Source organism: Intrasporangium calvum DSM 43043 (genome assembly GCF_000184685.1).
GTDB classification, from domain to species: Bacteria; Actinomycetota; Actinomycetes; order Actinomycetales; family Dermatophilaceae; genus Intrasporangium; species Intrasporangium calvum.
In genome coordinates, this window is sequence record NC_014830.1 from 1,407,375 (window position 1) to 1,422,311 (window position 14,937).

14 protein-coding genes and 1 riboswitch are annotated in these 14,937 nt (G+C 71.0%); of the genes, 10 read left to right on the forward strand and 4 right to left on the reverse strand.

Annotated elements, in window-relative coordinates; translation table 11 throughout:
- The first annotated feature begins 52 nt into the window (after nt 1-52).
- The 8 genes from INTCA_RS06330 to INTCA_RS06365 are packed head-to-tail and all read left to right on the forward strand — an operon-like array spanning nt 53 to nt 9,082.
- Nucleotides 53-1,465: a hypothetical protein gene (locus tag INTCA_RS06330; RefSeq protein ID WP_013492093.1), complete on the forward strand. Its 1,413-nt coding sequence runs from the start codon at nt 53-55 to the stop codon at nt 1,463-1,465.
- Nucleotides 1,462-2,271 (forward strand): PglD-related sugar-binding protein, encoded by an 810-nt coding sequence (locus tag INTCA_RS06335; protein ID WP_013492094.1) that lies wholly within the window; start codon nt 1,462-1,464, stop codon nt 2,269-2,271. Before INTCA_RS06330 ends, INTCA_RS06335 begins: the two co-directional genes overlap by 4 nt.
- Nucleotides 2,268-3,305 (forward strand): N-acetylneuraminate synthase family protein, encoded by a 1,038-nt coding sequence (locus tag INTCA_RS06340; RefSeq protein ID WP_013492095.1) that lies wholly within the window; start codon nt 2,268-2,270, stop codon nt 3,303-3,305. Before INTCA_RS06335 ends, INTCA_RS06340 begins: the two co-directional genes overlap by 4 nt.
- On the forward strand, nt 3,305-4,522 hold the full coding sequence (gene neuC / locus INTCA_RS06345; protein ID WP_013492096.1) for a UDP-N-acetylglucosamine 2-epimerase: 1,218 nt from the start codon (nt 3,305-3,307) through the stop codon (nt 4,520-4,522). Before INTCA_RS06340 ends, neuC begins: the two co-directional genes overlap by 1 nt.
- Nucleotides 4,519-5,586: a sugar phosphate nucleotidyltransferase gene (locus INTCA_RS06350; RefSeq protein WP_013492097.1), complete on the forward strand. Its 1,068-nt coding sequence runs from the start codon at nt 4,519-4,521 to the stop codon at nt 5,584-5,586. The genes neuC and INTCA_RS06350 overlap by 4 nt, the downstream gene beginning before the upstream one ends.
- A 54-nt stretch (nt 5,587-5,640) precedes the next feature.
- Nucleotides 5,641-6,696, forward strand: a complete 1,056-nt coding sequence (locus tag INTCA_RS06355) for an SDR family NAD(P)-dependent oxidoreductase (protein WP_013492098.1) — start codon at nt 5,641-5,643, stop codon at nt 6,694-6,696.
- The gene (locus INTCA_RS06360; protein ID WP_013492099.1) at nt 6,693-7,895 is read left to right on the forward strand and encodes a DegT/DnrJ/EryC1/StrS family aminotransferase; all 1,203 of its coding nucleotides are present in this window, start codon (nt 6,693-6,695) and stop codon (nt 7,893-7,895) included. Before INTCA_RS06355 ends, INTCA_RS06360 begins: the two co-directional genes overlap by 4 nt.
- Before the next feature lie 53 nt (nt 7,896-7,948).
- The gene (locus INTCA_RS06365; protein ID WP_013492100.1) at nt 7,949-9,082 is read left to right on the forward strand and encodes an aminotransferase class V-fold PLP-dependent enzyme; all 1,134 of its coding nucleotides are present in this window, start codon (nt 7,949-7,951) and stop codon (nt 9,080-9,082) included.
- Nucleotides 9,083-9,311: 229 nt separating this feature from the next.
- Here the strand turns inward: INTCA_RS06365 and INTCA_RS06370 are convergent, their stop codons facing one another.
- A complete protein-coding gene (locus INTCA_RS06370) occupies nt 9,312-10,109 on the reverse strand; it encodes a hypothetical protein (protein ID WP_013492101.1) in 798 nt (265 codons plus the stop codon).
- Between the two features lie 139 nt (nt 10,110-10,248).
- On the reverse strand, nt 10,249-10,584 hold the full coding sequence (locus INTCA_RS19485; protein WP_148236501.1) for a hypothetical protein: 336 nt from the start codon (nt 10,582-10,584) through the stop codon (nt 10,249-10,251).
- A 52-nt stretch (nt 10,585-10,636) separates the two neighbouring features.
- On the opposite strand from INTCA_RS19485, the gene INTCA_RS06375 reads away from it, so the two are divergent.
- Nucleotides 10,637-10,873: a hypothetical protein gene (locus INTCA_RS06375; RefSeq protein WP_148236503.1), complete on the forward strand. Its 237-nt coding sequence runs from the start codon at nt 10,637-10,639 to the stop codon at nt 10,871-10,873.
- Nucleotides 10,874-10,991: 118 nt separating this feature from the next.
- Here the strand turns inward: INTCA_RS06375 and INTCA_RS06380 are convergent, their stop codons facing one another.
- Together INTCA_RS06380 and INTCA_RS06385 are read right to left on the reverse strand one after the other, a co-directional pair.
- Complete coding sequence (locus tag INTCA_RS06380; RefSeq protein WP_013492103.1) at nt 10,992-12,047, reverse strand: S66 family peptidase; 1,056 nt, start codon at nt 12,045-12,047, stop codon at nt 10,992-10,994.
- 65 nt (nt 12,048-12,112) lie between these two features.
- Entirely contained in the window at nt 12,113-13,435 is a 1,323-nt protein-coding gene (locus tag INTCA_RS06385) for a bifunctional o-acetylhomoserine/o-acetylserine sulfhydrylase (RefSeq protein ID WP_013492104.1), read from the reverse strand.
- Between the two features lie 14 nt (nt 13,436-13,449).
- A riboswitch (SAM riboswitch) is annotated at nt 13,450-13,565 on the reverse strand.
- Nucleotides 13,566-13,731: 166 nt separating this feature from the next.
- Between INTCA_RS06385 and INTCA_RS06390 the strand changes: the two genes are divergently transcribed.
- Nucleotides 13,732-14,901 (forward strand): acyl-CoA dehydrogenase family protein, encoded by a 1,170-nt coding sequence (locus INTCA_RS06390; RefSeq protein WP_013492105.1) that lies wholly within the window; start codon nt 13,732-13,734, stop codon nt 14,899-14,901.
- Nucleotides 14,902-14,937: the final 36 nt, after the last annotated feature.

A 14,937-nucleotide genomic window follows, 5' to 3' on the forward strand; every position in this document is an offset into this window, starting at 1 on the left:
GGGCCCAGCGGCATACGGCATCGAACGACGACAACTCGAGGAGCACGCCTTCGTGGTGACACCGCTGGTCCACATGGGGCTCGGCTACGACGACCTGCTCGTGCCCGCGCTCGTCCACGCGGGGTTCGAGACGAAGGACCTCATCCTCGTCGTGCGCACCGACGCCAACCTCGCCTGGGTGCGGCGGCACGCGCCGCTCGCCACCACGGTCCGGCTGCCCTACGCGGCGGCCTGGAAGGCCAACGTCGTCAGCGGGCTGGCGCCCCACGCCGCCCTCAAGCGCGCCTGCGCCGGCGTGGGTCTGGACGTGCTCGACCTGCTCGTCTCGGAGCGTGCGCTGCGCCGCAACCGCGTCGACACGGCGATGAACTTCCTCAACCTCGCGGCCGAGCACCTCGAGCAGGCGATCGCCGGTCGCGGGCCGGTCCTCGCGCTCACCGAGTTCACCGTGACGTCCGAGTTGCTCACCGCCGGGCTCGTCACCCACCACGGAGGGCTCGCGACGTGGCCGCGAGGGATCCGGCTGCCCTCGGACCGGTTCGGGCTGATCGGGGCGCCGCAGGGCATCACCCTGTTCGAGCGGGCCGTGGATGACCCCGCTGCCCTCGACGCCGGCAAGCGCTTCATCGACACGTGGCGGACGGAGCAGGGGCGGCCGATGGGGTACGCCCGCAACCTCAAGGTCGAGTCCGGACAGGAGATCTGGCGGCTCGCCAGCGACCGCGTCCGGGAGTTCGCGGTGGACCGGGGGGCGAACCTCCAGCTGCCGAAGCCGAGCGACTACGCGCGCCTGCCCTGGCTCAACCCGGTCAAGGCGCGGCTCAACCTGCGCGAGTACCGGACCCGCCGCTGGGACCCCGTGCCGGAGCAGTTCGTCTTCCTTCCCCTGCAGGTGCAGCCCGAGTCGAGCGTCGACGTCATGGGGCAGGAGTGGCGCGACCAGGCCTACACCGCAAGGGTGCTCGCGGACGCGTTGGCGCCCATGGGGATCGGCGTCGCGGTGAAGGAGCACGCCCACTTCATGTGGCGCCGCGACCCCGACTACTGGCCGCAGTTCGACGTCCACCCCAACATCGCGACGATCGACCCGTTCGCCGACTCGCGCGAGCTGATGAAGCAGGCCGTCTTCACGGTGACCGCGACCGGCACCGTCGGTCTCGAGGCGGGGCTGCTCGGCCGGCCGGTCGTGACCGGCGCCGCGATGCCGTGGAGCGCGCTGGGCAACGTGCGGCGGCTCGCGACCCCTGACGACCTCGTGCCGTTCGTCGCGGAGCGAGGGTGGGAGACGTTGCGCGCCACCGAGTCCGAGATCGACGAGTGGTTCGTGCACTCCTACGTCCGCAACTCCTGGGAGGGGCTCGTCCTCGACCCGCCGCGGGTGCCGGCCGTGCTCGAGCCCGCGAACATCCGCCGCGTCGGGGACGCCTTGGCCGAGGCCGCGGGCACGCTGGGCGGGCTGTCATGAACGACAGGCCGGATGCCGCTGGGCTCGCTCCCGCTGCCGGTGACGGTCCCCCCACGGCTGGGTGGGTCGTCTTCGGTGCCGGTGGGCACGCCCGCTCGGTGGTCGACGTCCTGGAGCGGCTCGGGGCGTCGGTCGTGGCGGTGGTCGGCGACGCCGGCGGGCGTGCCTGGCCCGTCGACGTGCTCGAGGACGAGGACGCCGGGATCGAGCGGGTCGTCACCGAGGGGTTGCACGCGGTCGTCGCGATCGGTTCGTCCGAGGCTCGACTGGCCGTGCTCGGGCGGCTCCGCACGGCGGCGCAGCGCGCCCGCACCGCAGCAGCTGCACCCTCGACCGAGTCGGGGGCTGAGGTCCCGTCGAGTGTGCAGAACGTGCCGGCACGAAGTGCGCAGTCGACGGGGGGAGGGGACGAGGTGGCGCCTGCCGTCGTCGCTGCCACCGCGACCGTGGCCGTCGGCGTCGAGCTCGGCCCTGGCACCGTCGTCCTCGAGCACGCCCACGTGGGCCCCGGCTCCCGGCTGGGGGCCGGTGTCATCGTCAACACCGGTGCGATCGTCGAGCACGACTGCGTCGTGGGGGAGGGCTCCCACGTGGCACCCGGGGCGGTGCTCCTCGGTGCAGCACGGATCGGAGCCCGGTCGTTCGTCGGGTCGGGCGCCCGCATCCTGCCGGGCGTCGCGCTCGGCGCCGGCGTGACGGTCGGGGCGGGGGCCGTCGTGACGCGCTCGGCCCCGGATGGCCAGACCATGGTCGGCGTCCCCGCACGCTCGGCCCACCAGAGGCTGGGAAGAGGGACGAGCCAATGAGCACCGTGACCATCGCCGGGACCGCCATCCCCACCGAGGGCGACGTCTACGTCATCGCCGAGGCGGGCGTCAACCACAACGGTGACCTCGACCTCGCTCATCGCCTCGTCGACATCGCGGCCACCTCCGGCGCGGACGCCGTGAAGTTCCAGACGTTCTCCCCGGACAAGCTCGTCTCCTCGACGGCGGCGACGACCCCCTACCAGCGCGACCGCGGCGGCAGCGCCGACCAGCGCTCGCTCCTGGAGGCCCTCACCCTGCCGCAGACCGCGTGGGCCGAGCTGCGCGACCACGCGGACGACCGCGGAATCACGTTCCTGTCCACGCCCTTCGACCTCGACAGCGCGGAGCTGCTCGTGGGCCTGGGGCTCCCGGCCCTCAAGGTGAGCTCGGGCGAGCTGACCAACCTGCCCTACCTCCGCCAGCTCTCGCGGCTGGGCGTGACGCTGCTCGTGTCGACCGGGATGGGCTCGGCGGAGGAGGTCGCCCTCGCCGTCGACGCCTGCGGCGAGGCGCCCGGCCTCGTGCTCTTCCACTGCGTCTCGGCCTACCCCGCCCCCATCGAGGAGTGCAACCTGCGTGCCATCTCGGTGATGGCCTCCGCCCACGGGGTCCCGGTCGGCTGGTCGGACCACACGCCCGGTCTGACGACCGCCCTCGGGGCGGTGGCCCTCGGCGCGCCCATCCTCGAGAAGCACTTCACGGCCGACCGCACCCTGCCCGGTCCGGACCATCTCGCCAGTCTCGAGCCGCAGGAGCTGACCGACTACGTCGCAGCGACCAAGCAGCTCTCCCGCGCGCTCGGTGACGGGGTCAAGCGGCGGATGCCTTCCGAGCAGGAGAACGCGACACTGGTGCGCCGCTCCTGGCACGCCGCGGTCGACCTGCCGGCCGGCACCGTCCTCGGGGGAGAACATCTGTCGCTGCTCCGACCAGAGGGCGGCCTCAGCCCGGCGGTCGACCTGCGCGGTCGCGTCGTCGCCACCGCGGTCCCGGCCGGCGCGCCGATCACCGACGCGGACCTGGGAGCCTGATGCCCGAGCCGCGCACCGTCGCCGTCTTCGTCGGCACCAGGGCCGACCTCGGCCCCCTCACCCCCGTCATCGGCGTCCTGGCCCAGGCTCCCCAGGTGGACCTCCACCTGCTCACCGGCGTGATGTACGACGCGGCTGAGCTCGAGCAGGCCCTACCCGAGGCGACCGGCTCGGGTGCCCGCGTCCACGCCCTCGCCGAGCCGATGGGCGAGATGTCGACCGCGGCCCAGCTCGAGCAGGGGGCGCTGCTCTCCGCCGCCGCCGGCAGGGTGCTCGCCGAGATCGGGGCCGACTCCATCGTCGTCCTCGGCGACCGGTGGGAGCTGCTCTACGTCGTGCCCCCGGCCTTCCTCCTCGGGGTGCCGATCGTCCACCTCCACGGCGGTGAAGTGACGGAGGGGGCGGTCGACGAGCGGATCCGGCACGCGGTGACCAAGCTCGGCGACGAGCACTGCGTCGCCTCGCCCGACGCGGCCCAGCGGCTCGCCCAGATGGGAGAGCCGGAGGAGCGGATCCACGTCACCGGAGCCCCCGGCCTCGACCGACTCGCAGCGGCCCAACCCCTCGACGACGCGGCCCTCGCCGGCCTGCTCGGCGTCGAGCGGGTCGAGCGGCCCGTGGCCCTGTTCACCTACCACCCACCGACGGCGAACGCCGAGGCTCCCGTCGGCGACTGGGCGGTGGCCGCCGCAGAGGGAACCCTCGCCGCGTGCGGCACCGTCATCGGGACCCACCCCGGGATGGACGAGGGCCGGGACGAGATCATCGCCGCTCTCTCGGCGCTCGCCGCGCGGGAGCCCCGCTTCCGCTTCGTCGACGCCATCGGAGCCCAGTATCCTGCCGTGCTCGCGGCCGTCGACGTCGTCGTCGGCAACTCGTCCTCCGGCGTCATCGAGGCCGCCACCCTCCACCTGCCCGCGGTCGACGTGGGCGAACGGCAGCGCGGCCGCCTCCGCGGGGACAACGTCATCCAGGCGGCCGATGACCGGGCCGATGTCGAGCGGGCCGTGCGATCAGCCCTGTCACCCGAGTCCCTCGCTCGCGCTCGGCTGGTGGTCAACCCGTACGGCAGCGGGGACGCGAGCGGCCGGATCCTCGATATCGTGCGGAGGGCCGGCGGTGCTGGACGGGTCAAGTCGTTCGTCGACGCCGCAGCGAACGGCCGACCCGACGACAGCGTGCAGGACCGGACACCGGGCGAGGAGGTGGCACCGTGAGCGGAACCGCGATCTCCGGTGACCTGGAGCGGTCGACCGCCCCGACCACGGCGACGCTGCGCGACGCCCTGCTCGTCATCGACCGGAGCGGAACCCGTGTCTGCCTCCTCGTCGACGTCAGGGGACGGCTCGCTGGACTGCTCACCGACGGAGACCTCCGTCGCGCCATCCTCAGGGGCCGCAGCCTCGAGGAGCTCGCCATCGAGCACGCGACGACCTCGCCGCACACGGTCACGGCCGGATCCCCCCGAGCCCTCGTCGTCGACCTGCTCACCGCCTTGCACGTGTCAGCAGTCCCGGAGGTCGCCGAGGACGGCACGCTGCTCGGGCTGCACACGCTGTCCGACGTCGTCGGTGCCCCGGCCCGGCCCAACGTCGCGGTGATCATGGCCGGCGGCCGCGGTTCCCGCCTGGGCGACCTGACCCGACACACCCCCAAGCCCCTCATGTCCGTGGCCGGCCGCTCGATCATCGAGTGGATCGTCCTCGGCCTCGTCGGAGACGGCATTCGCGACATCCACGTCAGCGTCAACTACCTGGCCGACCAGATCGAGGACCACCTCGGCGACGGCTCCCGGCTCGGCTGCTCGGTGCGCTACCTCCGTGAGGACCCGGAGCGGCCCCTGGGCACCGCCGGCTCGCTGACCCTGCTCCGCGCCGAGCGGCCGGACCTGGCCGATCCGGTGCTCGTCATGAACGGCGACCTCATGGTCCAGTTCGACGCCGGAGATCTGCTCCGCACCCACCGGCGCACCGGGGCCACGCTGACCATGGCGACGCGCAGCTACCAGCACGAGGTGCCCTTCGGCGTCGTCGAGACCGAGTCGGGGCGGGTGACCGGGGTCTCCGAGAAACCGACCCTGTCCCTCGACATCAACGCCGCCGTCTACGCCGTGGAGCCGCGGGCCCTGGCCTGGGTCCCGGCGGGACGGCCCAGCGGCATGCCCGACCTGGTCGAGACCTGCCTCCAGAAGGGTGAGATCGTGACCGCCTGGCCGATCGGCAGCGACTGGATCGACGTCGGCACCCCGACCGACCTGGCCCGCGCCAAGGGCCACGCCTGAGCGGCCCTGAGCCCAGCGGCATACGGCATCGACGAACCCAACGAGAAGGCAGCTGTGACCACGAACCCCGACTCCGGCCCCGACCTCCGCCCGCGACCCACGGAAGGCTCGGTCGCGGGCACGACGGTCCTCGTGACCGGTTCCGACGGCTTCATCGGCAGCCACACCGTCGAACGGCTCGTGGCCGACGGAGCCCGGGTCAAGGCGTTCTGCCTCTACAACTCCAACGGCTCGCTCGGCTGGCTCGACCAGAGCGAGGTCTTCGCGCAGGCGCTGCGGGACGGCCAGGCCGAGGTCGTGCTCGGCGACATCCGCGACCCGGAGCACGTGGCGGCCTCGATCGAGGGAGTGGACGTCGTGCTCCACCTCGCGGCACTCATCGCGATCCCCTTCTCCTACGTCGCGCCCCGCTCCTACGTCGAGACCAACGTCATCGGCACGCTCAACGTCCTCGAGGCCGTCCGCCGCCATGGCACTCCGCGTCTCGTCAACACGTCGACGTCCGAGGTCTACGGCACGCCGGAGGAGGTGCCGATCACCGAGCACCACCCGCTGCGCGGTCAGTCGCCCTACTCGGCGACGAAGATCTCGGCGGACAAGCTGTGCGAGTCCTACGCGCTCTCGTTCGAGACTCCCGTCGTGACGCTGCGACCCTTCAACACGTTCGGTCCACGACAGTCCGCCCGGGCCGTCATCCCGACCGTCCTGTCCCAGCTGCTCGCCGGCGCCGACCAGGTCCGACTCGGGGACCTGACGCCCAAGCGCGACTTCACCTACGTCACCGACACCGCGGACGGCTTCGTCCGGGCCGCCCTCTGCGACGTGGCGCCCGGGACGACGATCCAGCTCGGAACCGGCCGGACCGTGTCCATCGGTGAGGTCGTCGAGCTCTGTCGCACCGTCACCGGAAGCACGGCCGAGATCGTCACGGAGGAGGCACGGATCCGGCCGGAAGGCTCGGAGGTGCAGATCCTCCTGTCGGATCCGACCCGAGCCCACGAGGTGCTCGGATGGGCGCCCACGGTGTCGCTCGAGGAGGGCTTGGCCCGCACGGCGGAGTGGCTCCGGCCTCGCGTCGACCCCGAGACGGCAGCGCGGTACCACCGATGAGCGACCGACTGGCCGCAGGGGGAACGGAGCGCGAGGCGCATGCTCCCGGGTCGCACGGCGTCGCCGGGACGATCCCCCTCGCGGTGCCCAACATCGGCCCGCTCGAGCGGCACTACGTCGTCGAGGCGGTGGAGTCGGGCTACGTGTCGTCCGTCGGGCCCTTCGTCGCCGAGTTCGAGGACCGTTTCGCGCACCGGGTCGGCGCTCGGCACGCGATCGCCTGCGCCAGTGGCACCGCCGCGATCCACATCGGTCTGATCCTGCTCGGCGTCGAGCGCGACGACGACGTGTTCTGCTCCGACTTCACCTTCGTCGGGTCGGTCAACCCGATCGCCTACCTCGGGGCTCGGCCGGTCTTCGTCGACTCCGAACCCCGGACCTGGAACCTCGACCCGGCTCTCGTCGCCGCGGAGCTGGACCGTCGGGCGGCGGCCGGGGAGGAGCTCCCGAAGGTCGTCGAGGTCGTCCACGTGCTCGGCCAGCCCGCCGACATCGAGCCGATCGTCGACGCGTGCGACCGCCACGGGGTCGCCATCCTCGAGGACGCCGCAGAGTCCCTCGGTGCCGGCTGGTCCGCCGGACGCTACGCCGGCAGGCACACGGGCACCGTCGGGCGAGTCGGGTGCTTCTCCTTCAACGGCAACAAGATCGCGACGACGGGCGGCGGCGGCATGATCGTCACCGACGACGACGCGCTCGCCGAGCGGGCTCGGCATCTGACGACGCAGGCCAAGGTGCCCGACGTCGGCTACCTTCACGACGAAGTCGGCTACAACTACCGCCTCACCAACATCGCCGCCGGCCTCGGCCTCGCGCAACTGGAACGTCTCGACGAGTTCGTCGCGGCCAAGCAGCGACTCGCCCGTCGCTACGACGAGGCGCTCGCGGACCTGCCGTTGGATCTGCCGCCCCGGGTCACGGGGTTCGATGCCACCTACTGGCTCTACTCGGTCATGGTGTCGCCGGCCGATGGTCGAGGTCGCGACGACCTGCTGGCGCACCTTGCACGGCGCGGTGTCGGCGCGCGGGCCCTGTGGCGGCCCCTCCACGCCCAGCCGCCCTTCGCCGCGGCGCGCGTGCTCGCCGGCTCAGTCGGCGACGGCTTCTTCGAGCGAGGGCTGTCACTGCCCTGCTCCACGGACCTGAGCGAGAAGGACCAGGGGCGGGTCATCGAGGCGGTGCGCTCCTTCTTCGGCTGACCGATGGGCGGCCACTGCTCTCGGCGATCGAGCGGGGACCGTAGGTTGGGTCCATGCAGCTTCCTCGCGCAGACGTTGACCCGGACGGCCTCCTCGAGTACTCGGTGGTCTTCTCGGACCGGTCCCTCAACCACATGTCCCGCCGCTTCGTCGGCGTGATGCAGGAGATCGTGGAGGTTCTCCGGGACACCTACCACGCAGATGCGGTCGCCGTGGTCCCCGGCGGCGGAACCTTCGCCATGGAGGCCGTGGCACGCCAGCTCGCCACCGGTCGCCGAGTGCTGGTCCTGCGCAACGGGTTCTTCTCGTACCGGTGGTCGCAGATCTTCGAGGCGGGCTCGATCCCCAGCGCCGTGACCATCTGCAAGGCCCGGCCCGACAGCCCGGCCGTGGATGCGTCGTGGTCACCGGCTCCGATCGAGGAAGTCGTCGAGACCATTCGTCGCGAGCGTCCCGAGGTGGTCTTCGCGGCTCATGTGGAGACTGCCTCCGGGATCCTGCTGCCGGACGCCTACGTGGAGGCCCTGGGCCGTGCGACCCGCGAGGTGGGTGGTCTGCTCGTACTCGACTGCATCGCTTCGGGAGCCATGTGGGTCGACATGGCGACCGCCGGCGTCGACGTGCTCCTCAGTGCTCCCCAGAAGGGGTGGAGCGGGTCACCCGGCGCCGGGTTCGTGATGCTCGGGGAGCGGGGCCGGGCGGCGGTCGAGGGCTCGAGGTCGACCAGTTTCGCGGCCGACCTGCGCACGTGGCTCTTCGTCACCGACGCGTACGTCGAGGGACGGGCCACCTACCACGCGACCCTGCCGACCGACGGCCTCGCCCACAATGCCGCCGTCATGCGGGAGACCTACGACCGTGGGCTCGAGGTGGTGCGGGCGGCCCAGGCTGACCTCGGCGCCCGGGTCCGCGCCCTCCTGGCCGAGCGGGGCTTCGTGTCCGTGGCCGCCCCTGGGTTCGAGGCCCCGGGGGTGGTGGTCGTCCACACGGACGATCCGGCACTCCAGTCAACCGCCCGTTTCCGTGAGGTCGGGATCCAGGCTGCCGCCGGGGTTCCGTTGCAGTGTGACGAGCCTGCCGGGTACTCGACGTTCCGAATCGGCCTGTTCGGTCTCGACAAGCTCGCCGACGTGGACGGCACCGTCGCCCGGCTCGCCGCTGGCCTCGACCGGCTCGGGATTCGCTGACGCGCCGCCCCGGGCTGACCCGCTGGGGCCTCAGCTGACCCGCTCGGCGGGTTCGCCACCACCGGCTCACACACTGACCCGTCCCACGGGTCAGTGTGTGAGCCGCGTCGCTGCCCCGGGCTGACCACCGCACCGGCCCTGCCCCCAGCGCTCGAGTGTGCTCTTCGCCCCCAGCGCTCGAGTGTGCAGTTCTTCGCCCCCAGCGCTCGAGTGTGCAGTTCGTGCCGGGTCACTGGTTGACCAGGACGGACCGGGCCTGCTTGACGGTGATCGTGGTGGCCGGCTGGCGCACCGTGACCTGGTCCGGGACCTCGATCCACGGCCCCCCGTTGACCCGGAACTGCGCCCCGAACCGCACCTGCACGAACGAGGCGAACTGACCCGCCTCGCGGTAGGTGTGCACCACCTGCCCGTGCGGGTAGGTCCCGCCCGGCGAGTCGGTCGGCCCGAACGAGTCCCCGTCCCCGAAGTGGTAGCGGTAGCTGACCAGCCGGGGCCGGATCTGCACCCGGTAGCCATACATCCGCGCCGGGTCGACCGTGTCGACCTCACCCGGCTCGAACCCCTCGCTCGACCACTGCACCCGGTAGAAGGTCTCGAGGTTGACCAGCGTCGTGTTCCCCTCCGGCTGGGTGGCCACCCGCGCGGTCGCCCACCGCGTCTGGTGGAACGCCGCCACGATCATCTCGACCGTCGGCACCGGGCGCACCCCCGGCACCAGGTTCGGCAGGCAGGTGGTACCGACCAGCTGCTGGCCCAACGGACCGGCCGGGCGGCTGCCGGCGGGCCACTCCTCGGCCGGCAACGGGTCGCCGTCCCGATCGACCCACCACCGGTACACGTCCGAGAGCGGCCCCAGCCCCTGCCGCGGGCTGTTGTCCGCGCACGCCGCCGTCGCCGCCGCCAGGCAGTGACCACTGAGCGCCGGACCCCCCTCGAGATCACACCCCGAGATCGCGATCCGATACCTCCAATGCGCCTGAGGCTTCACCAACAACCGCGCATACTCCGCGTCCAACGCTCGCATCTGAACTGCGTTGAGCGAGGCCGTGACTCCAGTTCCGTCTGTTTCGCAAGTCCAGCCGCTACCGCAGTCGGCAGCAGCCGGAGTGGCCACTGCCAGAGAGAACGCAAGGATTGGCAGCGCAAGAAGAAACTGCGCGCTCCTACGCATTGCTGACCTCTCGAACACTCCACCCCTTCGTTCCCCAGACGAGAGAGAAGATGTTCTTTACAGTCTCCTTCCGGTCTTCCCGCACCGTGTCGCCGCTGTCATTGACGACGCGCGCACCTAGGACCTTAACCGTCGCGTGGATTCGGGAGATCCCATCCGAATCGGCGAGGGTGACGAGGAGGCCGACGTCGATCGGGTCCGACTCGTAGCGTCCCTTGCCGTTCAAGAGCCGCTCTGCCAATGATGCGTAGCCCGAGCATGACTCGGACTCACGCTGGCACAGGCTTCGAATGGCTTCGGGGTTCGGCTTCCTCCAGGACGCGTTCACGACATCGACGAAATGCCTGACAAACGCCTTTGCGCCGTCCTTGGTGTGCTTCTTGGCGGCTGCTGGCAGCCCGTCCGGGAAGTCCGGCGCCGCACTCGTCGGTGACGCGGCCGGCGCCGCCGGCGCCGACGTGGCGACCGAGCTGCTCGGCGCGGACACCGTCGGCACCGGAGTCGTCGGCTCCGGTGCAGCGGACTCAGCCGCGCACCCGGTGAGCGTGACCGCGAGGGCGAGCCCAGCGGCATACGGCAGGAAGGTTTGTCTCGACACGGCTCTTCAGATCCCCTGACCTTGAACGAGGCACGCCACCGGCGTGCAAACGGGCGCAAACGTGACAGAACGGTCCCATGATCCTGCCCGATCCGCACCCCGAACCGCGCCCGCCATCCACAGGACGCTGGCCGAGGTCAGGCCAGCGTCTGGGCGATCGACTGTTCGGCCGTGCTGAAGCGGACCGTGGTGAGCGCCCCGTTGACGAGGGCGAAATGGGGGGCCACGTGCCCGCACTCGACGTCGGCGATGATCGGCACACCGAGCTCACCAAGCGCCTCGACAACGGCGTCGTGCTGGGACAGGTCACCGGCTGAGGGCGCCGTGGTCCGGGAGACCAGGATGCCGTTACTCCGATCGAACCAGCCGTGCAGGCGCATCGCGTGCAGCGCCCGGCAGATGTCGTAGGCCGCCCACTCCGCCACATCGAGGACGTGGATGATGCCCTCCGGAGCGCAGGCGTCGGCGAACCCACTGACGTCGCCGTACGCCCCACCGGCGAGGAAGCTCACCGTCTCGACGCATCCGGCGACCAGACGCCCCTGCAGCGCCACGGGCTCGCCACCGGCACCCGGGTCGATCCGGGTCCACGTGCCCGGCTGGTCGAGGTGGTACTCGGCGGCGCCGGGGTCGGCGGCCCAGTCGTCGAACCCGGTGCTGCGCCAGCGGCCGGGGGACTGCTGCCTGATCTCGGCGCCGACGGCTGACCCGGCCACGTCGAGCCAGTGGGCGACCCCGACGGGGGTCCGATACAGGGTGTCCATGAAGTTCTGGCCATGGATGGTCGCGATCCCGGTCCGCAGGGTGAGCGGGGTGAGCCACGTCGACGTGTCGGAGTACCCGACGCACCACGTCGGCTCGGCGTCGGCGATCGCCTCGAAGTCGAGCAGCCCCAGAAGGTCGATGCCGGTCTCTCCGCCCCACGGCGGCACGACCGCCCGGATGTCAGGGTCGGTCAGCATCCGCATCAGCTCCGCAGCGCGCTGCTCCTTCGGGGCGCTGACCTGCGAGGGCGTGTGCATGCACTCGCCGATCTCGACGTCGAAGCCCTCGCCCTCCAAGAAGGCCCGAGTCACCTCGACCCGAGGCCACAGGCGGTCCGGCACACCCGAGCTGGGCGCGGTCACGCCGATCCGGTCACCCGGGCGCAACGGGACCGGATAACGGACGGCGGTCGCGTTCTCGGCGGGCATGGGGGCCAGCGTACGAGCGGGAGGGGGTGAGCGGCATACGGGCTGCCGCCCACCCCGCGGGACGGTCAGCCCTTGGCGGCGGCGAAACCCTGCTCGAGGTCGGCGATGATGTCGTCGATGTGCTCGATCCCGACGGACAGACGGACGAGGCCCGGCGTCACGCCGGCAGCGAGGCGGTCCTCGTCCGGTCCCTGCGAATGAGTCGTGGACGCGGGGTGGATCACGAGCGAGCGGACGTCGCCGATGTTCGCGACGTGGCTGTGCAGGGTCAGGCCCTCGACGAACCTCTTGCCGGCCTCCAGGCCACCCGCGATCTCGAAGGCGAGAACGGCTCCCGCACCCTTCGGGACGTACTTCTGCGCCAGCGCGTGGTTGGGATCGTCCGGCAGCGAGGCCCAGACGACCTTCTCGACCTGGTCGTGGCCCTGCAGGAAGGCGGCGACCCGGTGGGCGTTCTCGATGTGCCGCTCGACCCGCAGCGACAGCGTCTCGATCCCCTGGCCGATGAGGAACGCGTTGAACGGCGAGATGGCGTTGCCGAGGTCGCGCAGCAGCTGGACGCGGGCCTTGAGGATGAAGGCGAGGTTGACCCCGAAGGCGCCGTCCTTGCCGAGATCTCGGGCGTAGACCAAGCCGTGGTAGCTCGGGTCGGGCTGGTTGTAGTTCCGGAAGCGCTCGGGGTCAGCGCCGAAGTCGAAGTTGCCCGAGTCGACGATGACACCCGCGATCGTCGTGCCGTGGCCGCCGAGGTACTTCGTCGCGGCGTGGACGACGATGTCGGCGCCGTGCTCGATCGGGCGGAGCAGGAACGGCGTGGCAATGGTGTTGTCGACGACGAGCGGCACGCCCACCTCGTGTGCGACCCGCGCGACGGCCTCGATGTCGAGGATGTCCGACTTGGGGTTGGCGATGGTCTCGCCGAAGAACAGCTTGGTGTTCGGCCGCGTCGCGGCACGCCACGACTCGGGGTCGGCGCTGTCCTCGACGAACGTCACCTCGATGCCGAGCTTGGGCAGGGTGTTCTGGAACAGGTTGTACGTCCCGCCGTAGAGCGCCGGGCTCGCGACGACGTGGTCGCCGGCCTCCGCGATGTTGATGATCGCCAAGAACGTCGCGGACATGCCCGAGCTGAGCAGCAGGGCGCCAACCCCGCCCTCGAGGGACGCGATCCGCTTCTCGACGGCGTCCTGGGTGGGGTTCATGATCCGGGTGTAGATGTTGCCGAGCTCGGACAGGGCGAAGAGGTTCTTCGCGTGGTCCGTGTCGTTGAAGACGTAGCTCGTCGTCTGGTAGATCGGCAGGGCTCGCGCCCCGGTCGCCGGGTCAGCCTGCTCCTGCCCGACATGGATCTGGCGGGTCTCGAACGACCAGTCGGGGTTGTCACTCATGGCGTGCTTCCTCACACTCGCGCTTGCACGCCGGCGAATGCCGGGTGCCAGGTCTTCACCCGGGGCACCCCGCCGCGTAGCGAGGGTTGCCGGTCAGCGAGCCGGGGCCGTGACGCTGACACTCATGACCTTTCGGGGATGGTATGCCGCTGAGCTCCTCCCAGCCCGACGTGTCCTCATCGTGGACGCTGAGTCCCCATGCTGGACAGGGCCGGTGCGTGCGGGCAGACCCGCGGCGCCGCGCGTGGTCTCAATCACTTGGACGTCCTACTAAATGTGTCTCGCGAGTAGCATGGGTGACCGTGACCAGCACTGACTTCGACCTGTTCCGTATCAGCGAGGACCACGAGGCGCTCCGTGAGGCGGTGCGCGCGGTGGCCGAGGACAAGATCGCCCCCTACGCGGCAGCCGTCGACGAGGAGGCCCGCTACCCCCAGGAGGCGCACGACGCGCTCGTCGCATCGGACTTCTTCGCTCCGCACGTCCCGGAGGAGTACGACGGGGTCGGCGCGGATGCCCTGGCCACGTGCATCGTCATCGAGGAGGTGGCTCGCGTCGATGCGTCGGCGTGCCTCATCCCGGCCGTCAACAAGCTCGGCTCGCTGCCGCTGATCCTCGCTGCGAGCGAGGACGTCAAGCGCAGGTACCTGCCGCCGCTGGCCCACGGTGAGACGACGTTCTCGTACGGCCTGTCCGAGCGGGAGGCCGGATCCGACACCGCCTCGATGAAGTGCCGCGCCCGCCGGGACGGCGACGACTGGGTGCTGAACGGCCAGAAGTCGTGGATCACCAACGCCGGCGTGTCCGAGTACTACACGGTGCTCGCGGTCACGGACCCCGACGGTCCGCGGGGCAACAACGTCACCGCTTTCGTCGTCGAGAAGTCGGATGCGGGCTTCACGTTCGGGGAGAAGGAGCGCAAGCTCGGGATCAAGGGCAGCCCGACCCGCGAGCTGCACTTCGACAACGTGCGGATCCCCGGCGACCGGGTCGTCGGGGAGGTGGGCGACGGCCTGAAGATCGCCTTGCGCACCCTCGACCACACCCGCGTCACGATCGGCGCCCAGGCCATCGGCATCGCCCAGGGCGCCCTTGACCAGGCGGTCGCCTACGTCAAGGAGCGCAAGCAGTTCGGCAAGCGGATCGCCGACTTCCAGGGCATCCAGTTCATGCTCGCCGACATGGCGATGGAGGTCGAGGCCGCACGCCAGATGGTCTACGTCGCCGCCGCGAAGTCGGAGCGGGGGGACAAGGACCTCACGTTCTTCGGGGCGGCGGCCAAGTGCTTCGCCTCCGACGTCGCAATGAAGGTGACCACGGATGCGGTGCAGCTGCTGGGCGGCGCCGGGTACACCAAGGACTTCCCGCTCGAGCGGATGATGCGCGACGCGAAGATCACGCAGATCTACGAGGGCACCAACCAGATCCAGCGCGTCGTCATGGCGCGTCAGCTCCTCAAGGGTTGAGGGGTAGTCTCCTCAGGACCGAGTCCCCGAGCCCCC

Coding starts and splice junctions, on each gene's coding strand:
- INTCA_RS06370 (WP_013492101.1), bottom strand. CDS start 10,109: ATGCGAGCGTTGGACGCGGAGTATGCGCGGTTGTTGGTGAAGCCTCAG.
- INTCA_RS06360 (WP_013492099.1), top strand. CDS start 6,693: ATGAGCGACCGACTGGCCGCAGGGGGAACGGAGCGCGAGGCGCATGCT.
- INTCA_RS06340 (WP_013492095.1), top strand. CDS start 2,268: ATGAGCACCGTGACCATCGCCGGGACCGCCATCCCCACCGAGGGCGAC.
- INTCA_RS06380 (WP_013492103.1), bottom strand. CDS start 12,047: ATGCCCGCCGAGAACGCGACCGCCGTCCGTTATCCGGTCCCGTTGCGC.
- INTCA_RS06385 (WP_013492104.1), bottom strand. CDS start 13,435: ATGAGTGACAACCCCGACTGGTCGTTCGAGACCCGCCAGATCCATGTC.
- INTCA_RS06365 (WP_013492100.1), top strand. CDS start 7,949: ATGCAGCTTCCTCGCGCAGACGTTGACCCGGACGGCCTCCTCGAGTAC.
- INTCA_RS06335 (WP_013492094.1), top strand. CDS start 1,462: ATGAACGACAGGCCGGATGCCGCTGGGCTCGCTCCCGCTGCCGGTGAC.
- neuC (WP_013492096.1), top strand. CDS start 3,305: ATGCCCGAGCCGCGCACCGTCGCCGTCTTCGTCGGCACCAGGGCCGAC.